The sequence below is a fragment of the Rhodoferax sp. P1_F3 genome, from assembly GCF_056405715.1.
The window spans coordinates 194,254-209,979 of the sequence record NZ_JBFUBO010000009.1; the positions used below are offsets into that span (position 1 = coordinate 194,254).

At 61.6% G+C, this 15,726-nt stretch carries 20 protein-coding genes and 1 pseudogene; 12 read left to right on the top strand and 9 right to left on the bottom strand.

Annotated features, from left to right (window positions below; genetic code table 11):
- Positions 1–38: 38 nt before the first annotated feature.
- Together AC1DZ5_RS16120 and AC1DZ5_RS16125 are read left to right on the top strand one after the other, a co-directional pair.
- Positions 39–536 (top strand): hypothetical protein, encoded by a 498-nt coding sequence (locus AC1DZ5_RS16120; RefSeq protein ID WP_477890823.1) that lies wholly within the window; start codon positions 39–41, stop codon positions 534–536.
- A gap of 11 nt (positions 537–547) precedes the next feature.
- A complete protein-coding gene (locus tag AC1DZ5_RS16125) occupies positions 548–949 on the top strand; it encodes an OsmC family protein (protein WP_477890825.1) in 402 nt (133 codons plus the stop codon).
- 32 nt (positions 950–981) lie between these two features.
- On the opposite strand, the gene AC1DZ5_RS16130 is transcribed toward AC1DZ5_RS16125, so the two are convergent.
- Genes AC1DZ5_RS16130 through AC1DZ5_RS16150 form a run of 5 tightly spaced genes read right to left on the bottom strand, consistent with a single transcriptional unit; the run spans position 982 to position 6,097 of the window.
- Positions 982–2,898: an AsmA family protein gene (locus tag AC1DZ5_RS16130; protein ID WP_477890827.1), complete on the bottom strand. Its 1,917-nt coding sequence runs from the start codon at positions 2,896–2,898 to the stop codon at positions 982–984.
- Entirely contained in the window at positions 2,895–3,551 is a 657-nt protein-coding gene (locus tag AC1DZ5_RS16135) for an ABC-type transport auxiliary lipoprotein family protein (RefSeq protein ID WP_477890829.1), read from the bottom strand. The genes AC1DZ5_RS16130 and AC1DZ5_RS16135 overlap by 4 nt, the downstream gene beginning before the upstream one ends.
- Positions 3,548–4,477 carry an MlaD family protein gene (locus AC1DZ5_RS16140; protein WP_477890831.1) on the bottom strand — a complete coding sequence of 310 codons (930 nt, stop codon included), beginning with the start codon at positions 4,475–4,477 and terminating at the stop codon, positions 3,548–3,550. The genes AC1DZ5_RS16135 and AC1DZ5_RS16140 overlap by 4 nt, the downstream gene beginning before the upstream one ends.
- Entirely contained in the window at positions 4,474–5,277 is an 804-nt protein-coding gene (locus AC1DZ5_RS16145; RefSeq protein ID WP_477890833.1) for an ABC transporter ATP-binding protein, read from the bottom strand. Before AC1DZ5_RS16145 ends, AC1DZ5_RS16140 begins: the two co-directional genes overlap by 4 nt.
- A 1-nt stretch (position 5,278) precedes the next feature.
- Positions 5,279–6,097: an MlaE family ABC transporter permease gene (locus tag AC1DZ5_RS16150; protein ID WP_477890835.1), complete on the bottom strand. Its 819-nt coding sequence runs from the start codon at positions 6,095–6,097 to the stop codon at positions 5,279–5,281.
- Between the two features lie 135 nt (positions 6,098–6,232).
- Here AC1DZ5_RS16150 and AC1DZ5_RS16155 point away from each other — a divergent pair, with 135 nt between their 5' ends.
- Positions 6,233–7,054, top strand: coding sequence for an alpha/beta fold hydrolase (locus AC1DZ5_RS16155; RefSeq protein ID WP_477890837.1), 822 nt, complete (start codon positions 6,233–6,235; stop codon positions 7,052–7,054).
- A 10-nt stretch (positions 7,055–7,064) separates the two neighbouring features.
- On the opposite strand, the gene AC1DZ5_RS16160 is transcribed toward AC1DZ5_RS16155, so the two are convergent.
- On the bottom strand, positions 7,065–7,691 hold the full coding sequence (locus AC1DZ5_RS16160; protein ID WP_477890839.1) for a helix-turn-helix transcriptional regulator: 627 nt from the start codon (positions 7,689–7,691) through the stop codon (positions 7,065–7,067).
- 227 nt (positions 7,692–7,918) lie between these two features.
- Between AC1DZ5_RS16160 and AC1DZ5_RS16165 the strand changes: the two genes are divergently transcribed.
- The gene (locus tag AC1DZ5_RS16165) at positions 7,919–8,533 is read left to right on the top strand and encodes a hypothetical protein (RefSeq protein WP_477890841.1); all 615 of its coding nucleotides are present in this window, start codon (positions 7,919–7,921) and stop codon (positions 8,531–8,533) included.
- A 32-nt stretch (positions 8,534–8,565) separates the two neighbouring features.
- Entirely contained in the window at positions 8,566–8,829 is a 264-nt protein-coding gene (locus AC1DZ5_RS16170; RefSeq protein ID WP_477890843.1) for a hypothetical protein, read from the top strand.
- 38 nt (positions 8,830–8,867) lie between these two features.
- Here the strand turns inward: AC1DZ5_RS16170 and AC1DZ5_RS16175 are convergent, their stop codons facing one another.
- The gene (locus AC1DZ5_RS16175; protein WP_477890845.1) at positions 8,868–9,161 is read right to left on the bottom strand and encodes a sll1863 family stress response protein; all 294 of its coding nucleotides are present in this window, start codon (positions 9,159–9,161) and stop codon (positions 8,868–8,870) included.
- A 163-nt stretch (positions 9,162–9,324) separates the two neighbouring features.
- Positions 9,325–10,005 carry a PEP-CTERM sorting domain-containing protein gene (locus AC1DZ5_RS16180; RefSeq protein WP_477890847.1) on the bottom strand — a complete coding sequence of 227 codons (681 nt, stop codon included), beginning with the start codon at positions 10,003–10,005 and terminating at the stop codon, positions 9,325–9,327.
- A gap of 264 nt (positions 10,006–10,269) precedes the next feature.
- On the opposite strand from AC1DZ5_RS16180, the gene AC1DZ5_RS16185 reads away from it, so the two are divergent.
- The 5 genes from AC1DZ5_RS16185 (at position 10,270) to AC1DZ5_RS16205 (ending at position 13,666) form a co-directional block, all read left to right on the top strand.
- Positions 10,270–10,428, top strand: a complete 159-nt coding sequence (locus AC1DZ5_RS16185; protein ID WP_477890849.1) for a DUF3309 family protein — start codon at positions 10,270–10,272, stop codon at positions 10,426–10,428.
- 10 nt (positions 10,429–10,438) lie between these two features.
- On the top strand, positions 10,439–11,137 hold the full coding sequence (locus tag AC1DZ5_RS16190) for a Crp/Fnr family transcriptional regulator (RefSeq protein ID WP_477890851.1): 699 nt from the start codon (positions 10,439–10,441) through the stop codon (positions 11,135–11,137).
- A gap of 151 nt (positions 11,138–11,288) precedes the next feature.
- On the top strand, positions 11,289–11,987 hold the full coding sequence (locus tag AC1DZ5_RS16195; protein WP_477890853.1) for a Crp/Fnr family transcriptional regulator: 699 nt from the start codon (positions 11,289–11,291) through the stop codon (positions 11,985–11,987).
- Between the two features lie 123 nt (positions 11,988–12,110).
- Positions 12,111–12,905: a Crp/Fnr family transcriptional regulator gene (locus AC1DZ5_RS16200; RefSeq protein ID WP_477890855.1), complete on the top strand. Its 795-nt coding sequence runs from the start codon at positions 12,111–12,113 to the stop codon at positions 12,903–12,905.
- Positions 12,902–13,666 (top strand): diguanylate cyclase domain-containing protein, encoded by a 765-nt coding sequence (locus AC1DZ5_RS16205; protein ID WP_477890857.1) that lies wholly within the window; start codon positions 12,902–12,904, stop codon positions 13,664–13,666. Before AC1DZ5_RS16200 ends, AC1DZ5_RS16205 begins: the two co-directional genes overlap by 4 nt.
- A gap of 44 nt (positions 13,667–13,710) precedes the next feature.
- Here the strand turns inward: AC1DZ5_RS16205 and AC1DZ5_RS16210 are convergent, their stop codons facing one another.
- Complete coding sequence (locus AC1DZ5_RS16210) at positions 13,711–14,148, bottom strand: hypothetical protein (RefSeq protein WP_477890859.1); 438 nt, start codon at positions 14,146–14,148, stop codon at positions 13,711–13,713.
- Between the two features lie 257 nt (positions 14,149–14,405).
- Between AC1DZ5_RS16210 and AC1DZ5_RS16215 the strand changes: the two genes are divergently transcribed.
- Positions 14,406–15,056 (top strand): OmpA family protein, encoded by a 651-nt coding sequence (locus tag AC1DZ5_RS16215; RefSeq protein ID WP_477890861.1) that lies wholly within the window; start codon positions 14,406–14,408, stop codon positions 15,054–15,056.
- Positions 15,057–15,481: 425 nt separating this feature from the next.
- Positions 15,482–15,726: pseudogene (locus AC1DZ5_RS16220) on the top strand (two-component system response regulator); the annotation flags it as partial.

Below are 15,726 nucleotides of genomic sequence, written 5' to 3' on the forward strand. Positions count from 1 at the left end.
CACGTACTTTGGAGCCTACGCATATGCACCCTGACACCATGAAACACAAGGCCAGCCTCTGGTTTGGAGACGTTGGCACTTCCATCCACATCACCGACGTGCACTGGGAGGGGGACATCACCCAGCAGGAGCTGATGGAGGTGGCTGACCAGATCTCGCCCGACTGGCAGACCATCGACCTGGAGCTGGACCCCCACCATCCCCGCCATGGCCGCACCTATCGCCTGACCCGGCCCCCGGCCGATCCCTCAGAGGCCGAAGACGCGATCAGTGCGCGGCAGGTGGAGCTTGCCTTGGCGGGCGAGTATGTCTGGGTGCATTGCTGTCAGATCGTGATGAAACCCGATGGCGACTTGCGCGATGACGCAGGCCGCCCCTTCAGCCGGGTGTTCAGCACCTTGATGTTTTGCACCGAGTTCACCTCCTTTGAGGACACGGCGCTGCAATGCGATGAGAACTTTGGCGCCGGCGAGTGGGACGAATACGAGCTGTACTTGGATGGTGCCCTGCCAATCCCGGTGGCGTCGTTCGGCTAAGGCAGGTAGTTATGACCATAGAAGCCAAACTCCACCGTGCCAACGGCGCACTCACCACCCTGAGCAACGGGCGCCATGTCTGGAATGCCGATGTGGACAAAGCCTTGGGTTCGGATGACAGGGCGCCGGGCCCGCACGATTTGCTGGACTCGGCCCTGGCGGCCTGCACCACCTTGACGTTGGAGCTCTACATTCGCCGCCGCCAAATGCCGGTCACCGACTTGCGCGTGACCGTCGACCATGTGGAAGACAAGAATGCGCAGGGCGTGGTGCGCTACCAGATGCAGCGGCGCATCTTCATTGAAGGTGACGTTGCCGAAGCGGACCGCCAGCGCCTGCTGGAGATTGCCAACAACTGCCCGATCCACAAGCTGTTGAGCGGCGAGATTCATATTCAGTCTGAGCTGGCTTGAAAGCGGCGTCACCGGGCACCGCGTTCGGTAGCCTATTGCTGTGCGTTGGCTTCGCGCACCAGCTGTGCGCAGTCGCTGTCCTTGCCAGGGCCCGCGTCGACCAGCGGAATCAATGCCAGCAGCGGGTTGATCACTCCCAGGGCCAGAGCGCCCGCTGCGCGCAAGGCTACGCGGCCTTTGTCCACCGTCACTTTGGGCTGCGAAAAACTGCCGCGCACATACAGCGGGCTGCGCAGGGCCAGGGGGCTGGTGGTCTTGGTCTTGGGACTCAGGGTCAGGTCCAGTTGCTCCTGGGCCAGGTCAATGCTGCCGGTTCCCAGCACAGTGGTGACCTGGGTGTCCAGCACCAGCGCCTTGGTCTGCATCTTGCCCTGCGTGACTGCAAAGTCGGCCACGGCGCATCGCAGCTTCACCAGCCGGTCACCCGTCAGGTTCAGTGCCATGATTTCCCACAGATGCAAGCCCATCTTCTCCATCATCAACTGGCTGATCTGGCCGCCGTCCACTACCAGGCCCAGTGTGCCGCTGGAGGTGGCCAGCATGCTGCCGACCGAGTTGCCCGTGCCTGTCAGGTCCAGGTCGCCGTAGACCAGGCCCACGCTGTTGCGGTTGGCCGCAATGGTGGGAAAGAGTTTGGACAAAGTGACGCCGCGGGCACGCACCTGGGCGTGCGCCTTGATGGGGGTGTTGCGGCCATCCAGCGTGACCTTGCCGTGCAACTGCCCTCCCGCCAGGCCGAAGTTCAGCGGGTCCAGCGTCAGCACGGCATCGCGCAGTTGCAGGTGGGTGTCCAGGTTCTCCAGCGGCAGGGCTTTGGCCCGTAGCAAGGTCTTGGCCCGCAGTTGCACTTCGGCATCCACCGAATCCCAACGTGTGGCATGGAAGGGCAGGTCTGGCAAGACGTGGCTTGGCGTCGTCGCTTGGGGCGCGGTCGTGGCAGTGCCGGATCCAGCCCGTGCGCCAATCACCGGGCCCAGGTCATCCAGCGCCAGCAGCTCGGAACGTAACTCCGCGGTCAGCACCGGGCGCTTGCCACCCGTCACCACCTGGGCAAAGCCAGCAATGTCGCTGGCGCCCACGCGCCCGGAGAACTGCTCGTAGCGCCAGGTGGAGCCGCTGTGCAGCAGGTGACCCTCGGTGGCATAGGCACGCGTGGTGGGGAACGCAATGCCCAGCAGCGGGTACAACTGCTCCAGGCTATCGCCCTGCAACTTCATGTGCATGTCCACAGCGGCCAATGCCAGCAGGCCGGTCACCGTGCCATCCAGCCGCACGCGGGTGCGGCCCGCCGTGGCATCCAGTATCAGAGGGTAGGGTCTGCTGGTGTCGCGCAACGCTAGCACGGGGCCTGCGCTGCCTTTTGCTTTGACCGCCAAGTCCTTGTACCGGCCTTGTACGTTGAAACTCAGCGGGGTCACGATGCTTTCCGATGTCGACAATCCGGCGCGCAGATGGGTTTTCTGGGCGCTGTCGTCATAGCCCAGCGTGCCTTGGTCCACTACCACACGCCCGACCACCATGTGCGCGCTTTCATCGCGTTGGTCCAGGTCCAGCAGCCAACTTTTGCGTCCGTCATCCGCCTGTTCCAGGAAGACCGTCGCCTGCTCCAGCGCCACCTCGGGAAACACCACATGGCCCTGCAGGAGTTGCAGCACATCCACCGACACGCCTACCCCTTCTGCAGCCAGCATCTGCGGTTCTTTGGCCCACGCGGGGTTGGCAAACGTGACGCCTGACGCATGCAAGCGAGCAGCCGGCCAGCCCCATTGCACGGTCAGGTCTCCCTGCATCACCAGTTCCCGCCCGGTCTTGTGCTGCACAAAGCGCTCCAGCGGCTGGCGCAGCCAGTTCCAGCCCAGCAACGCGATGGTCAGCGCGCACAGTAAAACCGCTGCCAACAGCGTGGCCGCAACCTTGGCGAGAGCGCGTAGCCATACCGGGTTGTTCATGGCGTTACCGCTTTTTGTTGCACCAAGAAATCGGCCAGTTGTGCCAACACGTCCTGCACCGCCACATTGGCAGCCGCTACGCCGCCTTGCGGTGTTTCGCTTGAGGCTTCGGCCTCACTCTGGAACTCTCGCCAGGCCACAACCCGGCGGGTTTTTTCATCCACCAATTGGGCGCGCAGTGTGAATTGCGCACGGCTGGGATGGCTGCGGAAACTATGCTGCAGCCGAACGATCTCTGTGTCCAGGCGCAGATCACCCGTGGCGCTGGCCGGTGTGAGCACCACGGCCGTAAAGGCTTGTGTGCGTTCCAGCGCGGAGGCCAAGACAGGGCTCAGCATGCGGGCCGGGGTGTCCACCCATTCGCTGCGGGCGAAGTACTCCAGTTGATGGTCCGCGCGAACAAAAATAATCCGCTGGCTGTCAAAACCAGAGGCCGCACGGATTGGCGTGACGACCAGCGTGGGCAATGGGCGCAACGGGGCAGCGGGTGGGCGTGCCGGTGCCGCCGCAGGCGGCGCATCGAGCGAATAAAACGCGGGCGGTTTGGCGCTCTCGGGGCGCAGTGAACTGCATGCCCCCAAGGCCACGGTGCACAGCACAAGGAGCGTCACCGTGATGCAATGTGGGCCGGGTGTGCGTTCTGGTGTTTTCATGGCTTATCCTCAGATTCCCCTGGGCCGCTGGGCACCGGGGTGCGCCCGAAGATCAGACCGCTGGGGTCGCGACGGGTTTGTTCGGACAACAGGCGCAGCGAGCTGCTCAAGGTACTCAGTTCGCCCAGCAGGCGCTCCAACTCAGGTAGTGTTTCGGCGCTGAAGCGTTTCACGTCAGCACCAACCACGTCCACCGTCTGGCCCGCGCTGACGCTGGTTTTGGCCACCTCGGTGCCCATTTTTTGCACGGCGTCCGCACTGTTCCCTATGCGCTGTGCCAGCCCATCCAGCTTGGTACTGGCGCGGGCGGTGTTCTTCAAGGTGGTGGCCGCATCTGCCAGGCTGCTGTCGATGCTTTCTTTGCGGGCGGCCACGGTGTGCACCACCACGGCCATATCGGCCAGGGTGCTGCGCAGCGCGGCCTGGTTGTCCGGACTGAGAATCGCATTGATGTTGTTGGACGTGCTGTCCAGCTTGGCCAGCACACTGGTGAGCACGTTTTCCAGCCGGGCCGCCAGAGACGGAGCGGTTTTGATTTGCGGATACGGAGCGCCCGTCTGCGCGCGCAACGCGGGAGACGTGGCGCTGCCGCCGCTGAGTTCTACGTAGGCAATGCCGGTCAAGCCCTGGGTCTTCAACACGGCCAGCGTGTCCTCTTTGACCGGCGTGCCCCGTTCGATGGCGAAGAGCAGGTTGACGCGTTGGGGGTGGGCGGGGTCCAGCTGGATGGACTGCACCTTGCCCACATTCACGCCGTTGTATTTGACGGGGGCATCCAGGTTCAGCCCGGACACGGACTCGTCCTCCACCGCCAGGTACACGTCGTACTGGGTTTGCCACGCGCCGCCCGACGCCAGCCAAAGCAGGCCGGCGACCAGCACGGTGCCCAGGGTGAGAACAAAAGCGCCCACCAGCGCATAGTTCACTTTGGTTTCGATGGTGGTTTCTCCCGGGTTTGCGCCGCATGCGCGCGTGGACCTTCAAAAAAAGCGCGCACGGCAGGCTTGTCGACTTGCGCCAGTGCTTCCATGGAGTCCACGCCCTGCACGGTGCCGTCGGCCAGCACGGCCACGCGGTCAGCCACCTGCCAGAGCAGGTCCAGGTCGTGCGTGATCATCACGACGGACAAGCCAAACTCTGCGCGCAGGTCCAGCAACAAGGCGTCCAGCCCCGCAGCACTGTGTGGGTCCAGCCCTGCGGTGGGCTCATCCAGGAACAGCAACTCTGGTTCCAGTGCCAGCGCCCGGGCCAGTGCAGCCCGTTTGAGCATGCCGCCGCTGATTTCGGATGGCAGCTGCTGGCCGACTTCAGCCTGAAGCCCTACCGCCAATAACTTGGACATCGCAATGGCATCGACCTCTGCGTCGCTCAACTGGCGGTGCTCTCGCAAGGGCAGGCCGATGTTCTCCAGCACAGTGAGCGAGCCAAACAAGCCCCCCTGCTGGAACAGCACCCCAAACCGCTGGCGCAGTGCCAGTGCGGCTGCCGCGGTGATGTGGGTCAGGTCGGTACCCAGCACCCGTACGCTGCCTTCGTTGGGAGTGTGCAAAAGGATCATTTCCCGCAACAGCGTGGACTTGCCGGTTCCGCTGCCACCAATCACCGCAAAGATTTCTCCCCTGCGCACTTCGAGGTCAACACCCTGATGCACCACATGGCTGCCAAAGCGCGTTACTACGCCTTGCATATCGATCACCAGGTCTGCGGCGGGGGCGTGGGAGGTCATGTCAGAGGCCCCGCACGCTGAAGGCCACCGAGAACAGGGCGTCAGCGAGGATGACCAGGAAGATGGCTTGCACCACGGCGCGCGTGGTTTGCAGCCCCACACCGTCCGCACCGCCCCGGGTGCGAAAGCCTTGAAAGCACCCCACCATGGCAATGATGACGGCGAACACCGGCGCCTTGCCCAGGCCCACCAGGTACGAGGTGGTGCTGACGGCGTGGGGAAAACGGTCCAAAAATTCACTGAACTGAATGCCCAGCTGCACGCGTGCCATCAGCATGCCGCCGGTCACACCCAGCACGTCGGCAAACACGGTGAGCAAGGGCAGTGCAATGGCCAAAGCAATGACTTTGGGGAGGACCAGCATGTCCAGCGGCGCAATGCCCAAGGTGCGCATGGCATCGATCTCCTGGGTCACGGCCATGGTGCCAATCTGTGCGGCGTAGGCGGACCCAGAGCGTCCGGCAATGATGATGGCCGTCATGAGCGGCGCAAACTCGCGCAGCATGGACAAGCCCACCAAATCCGTGACGTAAATTCCTGCGCCGTATTGCCGCAACTGGCCGGCACCCTGGTAGACCACCACGATGCCCAGCAGAAACGACAGCAAGCCCACGATGGGCAGCGCGTCAACCCCCGCGCTGCGCAGGTTGAACAAAATGGGACGCCAGCGAATCTGTGAAGGGTGCAGCAGCCAACCGACCAGCGCCATAGTGCTTTCGCCCAGAAAGCCCAGCATGGCGAAAGCCTGTTTCCAGAGGGCTTCGGTGTTGCGGCCGACACGCTCTAGCAGCGGCACGCGGGAAAGCACGGTGTCGCCCATGGTTCTCCTTGAGGTGGTGTGCTGTATGTGGGTGCAGTGTGCAGACGATGTGCGCCGAGGTCCGTGTGATGGCGCACTGAACTGCCTGCAGGCCAATCGCATGATGGGGTGTCACTACACCCACGGAGGTACACCATGCACCACGTCACCATGCCCGACAAAACCACGCTCTACCTCAAGGACTGGGGCACCGGCAAACCGGTGATCCTGCTCGCGGGCTGGCCCCTGAGTGCCGACAGCTGGGACGACCAAGCTCTGGTGCTGGCCGGCTCGGGCTATCGCGTCATCGCGTACGACCGGCGTGGCTTTGGACGCTCATCCCAGCCTTGGGGCGGCTATGACTACGACACGCTTTCGGATGACCTGGCCACGGTGATCCAGCAAACTGGCGCAGAAGACGCCACGCTGGTGGGCTTCTCGATGGGCGGCGGCGAGGTCGCTCGCTACATGTCCCGCCATGGTGGCAAGTCGGTGAGCAAGGCCGTGCTGGTGTCCTCTGTCGTGCCCTGCATGTTGAAGTCCGCCGATAACCCCGATGGCACCGAGCAGTCCGTTTTCGATGCCATGGCTGCACGCATACGCGAGGATCGTGCGCAGTTCTTTGCCGGCTTCTTCAAGGACTTCTTTGGGGTGGGCATGCTGACTCATCCGGTGAGCAATGAATTGATCGATTGGGCACGGGCGCAGGCCATGCAGGCCAGCCTGCGCGCCACGCTGGAATGCGTGAAGTCGTTCTCCACCACCGACTTCCGAACGGACCTGGCCGCGTTCCAGGTGCCCACGCTCATCCTCCATGGCACGGCGGACAAGACCGTTCCCATCGCGGCTTCTGCCAAGGCTGCGTATGTGGGCATTCCCAAATCCACGTTGACCGAGTACGACGGTGCGCCCCATGGCCTGTTCGCCACGGACAAGCATCGACTCAGCGAAGACCTGCTGGTTTTCATCCGGCAGTAATGCCGCCGCGTCAGACCGAAGACAGGCTGGCGACCAGGTGGACCAGTTCGGTCTGCTTGCTGATCCTGTTTTTGCTGAAAACGTTTTGCAGATGGGTCTTGGCCGTCGATTGGCCGATACCGATCTTCGACGCCGTTTCACGCAGGCTGTGTCCGGCGTAAATGAGCGCCGCGACCTGTGCCTCCTGGCGTGTCAGTGTCAGCGCCGCCTGCAACAGCGCAGGCTCCACCGGGCGGATGCTGACCACCGGGTGGACCACCAGCAGCACGTGCCGCTCTTGGTGGTCCTCATGCGGGTCGGCAGGCGTGCACAGGCAGGACACGCTCACAGCCACCCAGTGCGACCGCATCCCCGGTGCCACCGGGAAGAACTGGTCTGGCACAGGAAGGCTCAGCCACCGGTCCAGTGCAGCGGTTTGCAGGGTAATGGCCTGCTCCAGCGCGTCACCGCCACCATGCAGCCGCCCGCCTATGGTGTGCAGTGGGGCCGATGCTCCAGCCAGCATGTTTCGGCCCGACTGGTTGCAAGACCGGATGGCCCGGTTCATATCGATGAGGAAGATGGGTTTGCGGATGCGGTCCAGCACGGTGTGATCCGCGGCGGGATGCGCCGTGGCCTGACTCAACAGGTGCTTCATATCGTGCTCCGCAAGGTTGCTGGTGTCTCCAGATGCATTCCAGCATAGGTACTGTCCTGGCATGGGTCTGTACGCTGACGCACGCTGGCCGTTCGAGCCTTTTTGGTGTCGGCCCTGGTGTATGTGAGTTGACGCACAGACCTCCCGCACCCAGCCTTTTAAGGTGGAGCCCAGAGCCCCATCCACTGCGCCATCGCAGCAACCCTCTACTCTTTGAAAGAACACACATGCAAAAATTCATTACCCTAGCCCTACCTTCTGTGTTGCTGCTGGCCATCAGTAGCAGCGTATTCGCGGCCCCCATGTCCAAGGTGGAATACAAAACCGCCAAGGAGGCTATCTCTGCCCAGTACAGTGCGGACAAGACGGCCTGCAGTGCCAGCATGGACAACGCCAGGGACATTTGCATTGAAGAAGCCAAAGGCCGCGAAAAAGTGGCCAAGGCTGAGCTTGAGGTGAGCTACAGCCCGTCGGAAAAGCACAGCTACGACGTGCGCATTGCCAAGGCCGATGCTGCGTTTGCCGTGGCCAAAGAGAAATGCGATGACGCCACCGGCAATGCCAAGGACGTATGCCGTAAGGAAGCCAAGAGCCAGCATGTGGCCGCCAAGGCCGAAGCCAAGCTGAGTGAAGCCAAGTCGGAAAACAATGTAGAAGCCCACAAAAAGATGGACAGCGCAAAGGCCGTGGCGGATGAAAAGAACGCGGTTGCGCAGAAAAATGCCGTCGCGGACAAGCAGGACGCTGCCTATGTGCTGGCCAAAGAAAAGTGCGATGCCTTCGCTGCCGACGTCAAGGCCAATTGCATCAAGGATGCCAAAGCCAAGTTTGGCCAGAACTGAATCCCATTTCCATTGTTATGAAAGTCCACACCATGACCGAATTGAACCATCTGAGTGAAGGCATCGCCCACGATGCCGGAGCATTGCAAGCCAGCGCCCATGGCGCCATTGACCGCCTGGCGGGCGTTGCCGCCCAGACCGGCGAAAAGCTGGAGCTCGCAGGGCACCGGCTGCAGGAAGCCCAGTCGCGCGTCACCGCGGAATGCCGCAACCTCGTCCAAAAGAACCCTCTGACCTCGGTAGGTGTGGCGCTGGTGTCTGGCTTGCTGCTGGGATGGGTGGTGCGCCGCCGCTGAACGCGCAATGCACCTTGGGTGCATTGCCGCCTGAAGTCTCAAAGCTGGGTCTTGAAGAAATTGAAGGCCTGGACAAAGCTGTCGCGCACCTTGTCCATTTCTGCCCCCATCTTCTCCCATGACTCTTCACTGGCGGCCCGGACCTCACTCAGCTTGGCGACTGCAAGGCGTGACTGGCGACGCAGCTCTGCCAGTTCCCTGTAATGAGCCTCTCGCACATCTTCCGCTGCCTCCATGGCCCGCCTCTCCAGCGAGGTGATGGTGAGGTTCAGGTCATCGAGCTGCCCTTTCATCCTCTTGGTGTACTTCTCACGTGTCATGGTCATCGTCATGTATGGACTCCCGGTTGCGGATATTGAATTCCTCTGTGTGATGGTGTCGGGTTGTATGTACCTACGTATGTGCGGTTGGCAACATAGTGGGTGATTGCATGCATGCAGGTAAAAAAACGCCCTGGCCTCCTCAGGAGACCAGGGCATGGGGCCACTTGACAGTTCAGGCTGCGGTTGAGGCTTCGGCAGCAGCCTTTCCCTTGTTGCGGCGGCGTGCAATGGTGCCCATCAAGCCCAGGCCCGCCAGCAGCATGGCGTAGGTCTCGGGCTCGGGTACAGCGGCAGCAGGGGCAAAACCAGCTGCGTTGTCGCCAATACCGTCCAGCAGACCAAAGTTTCCGGGTTGGTAGTTGCGCGCATTGGTGCGGATGATTTGTGTGAAGCTGGTAGTTCCCGGATTGATTTTTGACAAGCCGTTCGGAACAAAGCTGAACCCGATAACACCCGAATTGGTGCGGTCTGCGTAGTCGGACTTTTCGCTTCCGACAATGAAGGTACCGAACGCAGCATCGGTTTGGTAGACGCTCACGGCAGTAGCGCCCAGGCTGCTGAAGTCATAGGCAGAGAAGCGTTCAATGCCATTTTGGGAGCTGGCGTTGTTGGTGAACTGGTAGTAGAAATCCAGACCAGTGCCTGTGTCATACACCGCGACACGGGCAACCCCGTTGTAGCTGGTATTGCTGATGTTGGTCGTGGCCTGATCTAGCAATGTTCCACCAAACGAAGTGGCCGAGTAGTCCACGTTAGCAGTTGGGACGTTAGCGACCAGGTTGGTGGCATGTGCACTGCCGAATGCGGCCAAGACGGCCAGGACGATCGCGCTGTGTTTCACTGTGAATGTCATGTAAGACTCCTTGAGGGGTTGAACCGGATGTGATCCACCGGCTTCTGGAGCCCGGTGATCCAAGCGCAGGCTAAAGGCGCGCATCAAGGCCATATGTACGATGGGCAACATTGCATCCGAATGATTAAAACCAGGCTGAATAGGCTCGTTCAAGCTATGTGCACTGCCGTACAGACCTGTCGGCGTGCAAGCGGCAAGCTTTCCATCACCAGCCCGCACGAAGTTCTTTGCTGCAGGGTCTGGTACCCCACAAAGGAGCACCCCATGGGTCTTGGAACCATCTTGCTGGTAATTTTGATTTTGATGCTGGTGGGGGCTATCCCGGCGTGGCCCCATAGCCAGGGTTGGGGCTATGGGCCCAGCGGCGGTCTCGGCCTGATCGTGATCGTGCTCATCGTGCTGCTGCTCACTGGGCGGCTGTAAAGCCAATGCTTTGTCGACCCACCACACCCCCATTGCCAACCGCCTGTTGGCGGCGCTGACCCGGGCAGAGTACCAACGCCTGGAGACTCACCTTGAATCTGTGTTGCTGGAATTCGGCCAGGTGCTATACGAAGCGAATGCGCCCATTGTTTACGTGTACTTCCCCAACGATTCACTGGTGTCTTTGCTGACCCTGGTGGACGCCCACTCGGCATTGGAGGTCGGCATGGTCGGGCCAGAGGGCATGCTGGGCACCGCGCTGGCGTTGGGGGAGGGAATGTCGCCTGTGCGGGCCCTGGTGCAGGGCAAGGGTTCGGCCATGCGCATGAAGGCCGCACCTTTTCTACGCGGGTTCCGCCAAGGCTTGTCGCTACAGCGTGAGGTGCTTGCCTATACGCATTTCCTGATGTCCCAGATTGCGCAAACCGCGGCTTGCAACCGATTCCATGTGATCGAGGAACGCCTGGCGCGCTGGCTGCTGATGACCCGTGACCGCTTGGGTTCGGACCACTTTTTCCTCACGCAGGACTTTCTGAGCAACATGCTTGGCGTTCGGCGTGTGGGCGTGACCAATGCGGCCCACGCACTCCGCAAGCAGCACCTGATCGACTACAGCCGGGGCCACATGGAGATCATCAACGGCCATGGGCTGGAGGCGGTGGCCTGCTCCTGCTATGAAATGGTCAAGGGGCGCCATGGCCGGGCGTGACGGCACCAGCTATGTACGTTGTTGGACATATGGCGCGCGCGGCGCTGTTCTGCGATAGCCTTGTGATGTGACGTAGCTCCGACCTTGTGTCGGCCTCTCCGGATGCCGTGCGCTGTTTCAGCGGCACGAGATGACTACCAGAGAGTGTTTGATGCTGCCGAGCCAATTGCCTGTCCCCAATCGACTGCTTGCGGCCATAGCACGTTCGGACTACCAGCGCTTGGCGCTGGAGCTGGAACCCGTGGACCTGGCGGACGGGCAGGTGCTACACCAGGCGGGGGAGCCTATCCTTCACGTGTACTTTGCTGGCGACGCTCTGGTGTCCCTGCTCACGCTGGCGGACAAGCACAGTGTGCTGGCAGTAGGCCTGGTGGGTAATGAAGGTCTGGTGGGGGTGGCTGTGGCGTTGGGTGTGAGCACGTCCTCCATGCGGGCTCTGGTGCAGGTTCCAGGCAGCGCCTTGCGTATGCCTGCGGCCGTGTTTGCCTGGGAATTCCAGCAAAACGCGCTGTTGCGCCAGGCAGTGCTGGGCTATGTGAACACGCTCACCCTGCAAATTGCCCAAACGGCCGCCTGCAACCGCTTTCACCGCATTGAGGAGCGGCTGGCCCGTTGGCTGCTGATGACGCGGGACCGCCTGTCATCGGACCATCTGCAGCTGACCCACGAGTTTCTAGGGTTCTTGCTGGGAGTCCGCCGTGCCGGCGTCTCCGATGCTGCGCATGCGCTCAAGGAGCGACGGCTGATTGATTACAGCCGCGGCCATATCGAAATCGTGGACGGCCCGGGGCTGGAAGCCGCCTCCTGCTTGTGCTATGGCATGGACCGTAACCACCGCCATTCGTCCTGATAGGCAAAAAAGGGGTAAGTTATGTACGAAAACGTACAGAGACTTGGTGTGAAACGCGTAAGCTGCAAGGTGTAATTGCCCCTGGACTGCATCCCGCAGGCAGAAAAGGCCTCACCGCAGCCCATGCCTACGCAACCCAGACCTTTTCAAAACCACCTTCTCGCGGCCCTGCCCAAAGCGGAGTTCGAGCGGTTGTTGCCCCACCTGGAGTTGGTGTCGTTGCCCCTGGGTGACGTGCTGTACGAATCGGGGTGCCTGCTCAACCACGTGTATTTCCCCACCAACGCCATTGTGTCGTTGCTGTATGTGCTGGAAGACGGTGCGTCTGCCGAGATTGCGGTGGTGGGCAATGAGGGTATTTTGGGCATTTCGCTGTTTATGGGGGGCGAAACCACCCCCAGCCGCGCTGTCGTGCAAAGTGCAGGGTTCGGCTACAGGCTCAAGTCACACATCATCAAGACAGAGTTCAACCGTGCCGGGCCGGTGTTGCGCCTGCTGCTGCGTTACACCCAGGCGCTGATCACGCAGATGACGCAGACCGCGGTGTGCAACCGCCACCACTCGATCGAGCAGCAGCTGTGCCGTTGGCTGTTGCTGAGCCTGGACCGCCTGCCCACCAAATCGCTGACTATGACGCAGGACCTGATTGCCAACATGCTGGGTGTGCGCCGCGAGGGCGTGACCGAAGCCGCAGGCAAGCTGCAGCGCGCCGGCCTGATCCGCTACACGCGCGGCCATATCGACGTGCTAGACCGCCCGGGCCTGGAGCGACGCGTCTGCGAGTGTTACGCGGTCGTCAAACTCGAGTTCGACCGGCTGCTGGCAGAAATTCCCCACGGTGACCCCTTCCAGGTGCTGGGGTTCTCGAAAAACGACGATGCCGATCCCCTGAGACCGCCAGCGCCGATTCGCCCATGAACCCTGCCGCTGACCCACCCGATACGTCTGTGCCGTCAGCGGTCATGACCCTGCATACACTCACTGCGCAGGCACAGGCTTTGCGGACGGAACTGAGTGACCTGCAGCGCAACCTCACCGAGGTGCGGCACGACGTGCGGGGCGACCATGTGTCCCAGATCGTGGAGGCGAACGCTCACCTGGTGCAGGCCGCGTTGGCGGCGCAGGCTGCGATGGATGTGGCCAACGCAGATCTGGAGCGGCTAACCCGCCTCAGCCAGCGAGATGGGCTGACCGACACCCCCAACCGAACCCTGATGCTGGACCGCCTGCAAAGCGCCATCAGCATGGCGCAGCGCCGCAGCACGCTGGCCGCGGTGTTTTTTCTTGACGTGGACCACTTCAAAACCATCAACGACACGCTGGGCCATGCGGTGGGGGATGCTGTGCTGCAGCTGGTTGCACGCCGCCTGGAGACGTCCGTGCGCGATTCGGATGCGGTGGGTCGCCACGGGGGAGACGAATTTTTGGTGCTGCTGCCGGAGGTGTCCAAACCGGGGGACACCACGGTGATTGCCGAGAAAATTTTGCTGGACATTGCCGTTCCCGCAGTGATCGAGGGCCACACCTTGCAGTTGTCGGTGAGCCTGGGCATTGCGATGTACCCCAGCGACAGCGAAGACGCGGCCACGCTGATCAGCCTGGCCGATGCGGCCATGTACTGTGCCAAACGGGAAGGTGGGGGCCGCTGCGCCTTCCATGCCGCAGGTGCGCTTCGATAGCTCACATACGCGTGGAAGCGCAAATGGCCGAACGCCACGCGCCTTCAGGCGCGCAACAATTGTGCGGTCAGCGAAGGTCCAATCAGGTTGTCCAGAAGCGAGCGGAACTTGCTCAGCAAGGCAAGCACGGCAGCCTGGGCATTGCTCAGGGGTTGGCGTGACACCGCCTTCTGCAGCACCACAAACGGGTCCGCCGGCATCCATTCCCCATATGCGACGGCCAACCACGGGTGCTCGGAGCGCGTGAGGTAGAGGCTGCGTTGGTACAGCGCGCCCACGCTTTGGCGGCCAATGATGGGCGACAGCGCCGCTTCGGCATGACGCAAGAATCCCACCGCCAGCGCTGCCACGTCCCGCACGGCCGCCTCATCGGCGTCCCATTGCTGGCGGTAGGCATCGGTCAGCCGGGTCTCAAACAGGGACTTGGGGCGTGCCAGCGTGGCAATGGGGGGCGCAGCGCGTTCAGCAGTTTGGGTTTGCATGGTGTCCTTTTCTTCACGTGCGTTCACGGGGAGGAGAACACAGCTTGCGCCGGGTGGGTTTTGCTGTCCGTGCGCTAGCGCATACAAGACGTAGTCCATTGGGTATGCCATCGCACAGACGTTCGGTGGGCGGCGTCATAGTCTTCACCTACCCCCGACAGTGTGTGCATTGCGAGTGGTTTGTTTTCCATTTTCAAGTTAACCAAGGATGCTCCATGCAAAAACTCTCAACCCTTCTGGCCGTCGCAACGACTGCCATGGCCCTCTCCCCCCTCTATGTCTTCGCGGCACCGCCTGCACAACCTGTGAATGGCTACTTGGTCGATGGCGGTGGCGAGTTTGTCAAGAATGCATCGGGTGAGTGCTGGCGCCTAGGCGCCTGGACACCGGCGCTGGCCATGGAGCCCTGTGACCCCGTGATCAAGGCTGTGGCTGCAGCGGAACCGCAGCCGGCGCCTGAGATGGCCCCTGCACCCATGCCCGCGCCAGTGCCCGCGCCCATGGCACCGGTCGCGCAAAAACTGCGCTATTCCGGAGATGCCCTGTTTGGCTTTGACAAGGCCACGCTGCAACCCGAAGGCAAGACCGTGCTGAACGATCTGGTCCGCGAGCTGCAGGGCGCCACCTACGAAAAGGTGACTGTCACCGGCCACACCGACCGCTTGGGCAGCAATGCCTACAACCAGAAGCTGTCGGAGCAACGCGCGCAGACCGTGCGTGACTACCTGATTGGTCAGAACGTGGGCGCCAACGTGATTGAAGCCCAGGGCCTGGGCGAAACCCAGCCAACCACCGAGACCGCAGCCTGCAAGGGCCGCAAGAGCGCCAAGCTGATTGCCTGCCTGCAGCCAGACCGCCGTGTGGAGGTGGAAATGTCGGGCACCAAGACGGTGACGCCCGCGCAATAGCTATCAAATTCATAGCTTCTAGCGCATATTTCATGGGGGCTAGAGATTGATTTCGCATAGAAAAGCACCAGAGGGTCGAGCCGTTCAGTTAATCTGTTGACGGGATAAATAGCAGATACGCAAACGGCCCCGATTGGGCAATGCCGCTAAGTTAAGCAAAGGCCCTTTGGGGCCTTTGTTGTTCCCTCGTTGCATCGAAATGGTGCGAGGTAGTTGATCAGATCTTTCCCTCCGCTGAAACTTGTAATCGCTTCAATCAAACTTCACGAGATGTCTCCTATCATGGGGGGCATAAAAAACTACGGCATTTTTTGTCGATTAGAGGGCTCACTCCTTAACCTCTAATCGACATTGGGTATCTATGAAGAGCAACGGGATGTGGCGGGTACGCTCGAACTTCCGTTCGAAATGACAGAGGAGGCGCCTTGAGCGAGCAACACAATCGACGCATTCTCTTGGCAGACGATATGCCTGCCATCCACGAGGACTACCGCAGGATTCTGCTGCCAGCCACCGCGACGGCAACGGCTGAACTGGACGACTTCGAATCCGCACTGTTCGGCACCTCGGCCAAGGCATCCGCAGCCGGATTTACGTTGGATAGCGCCTACCAGGGCCAAGAGGCGTTGGTGATGGTGCAAGAGGCATTGCAGAACAACCAGCCCTATGC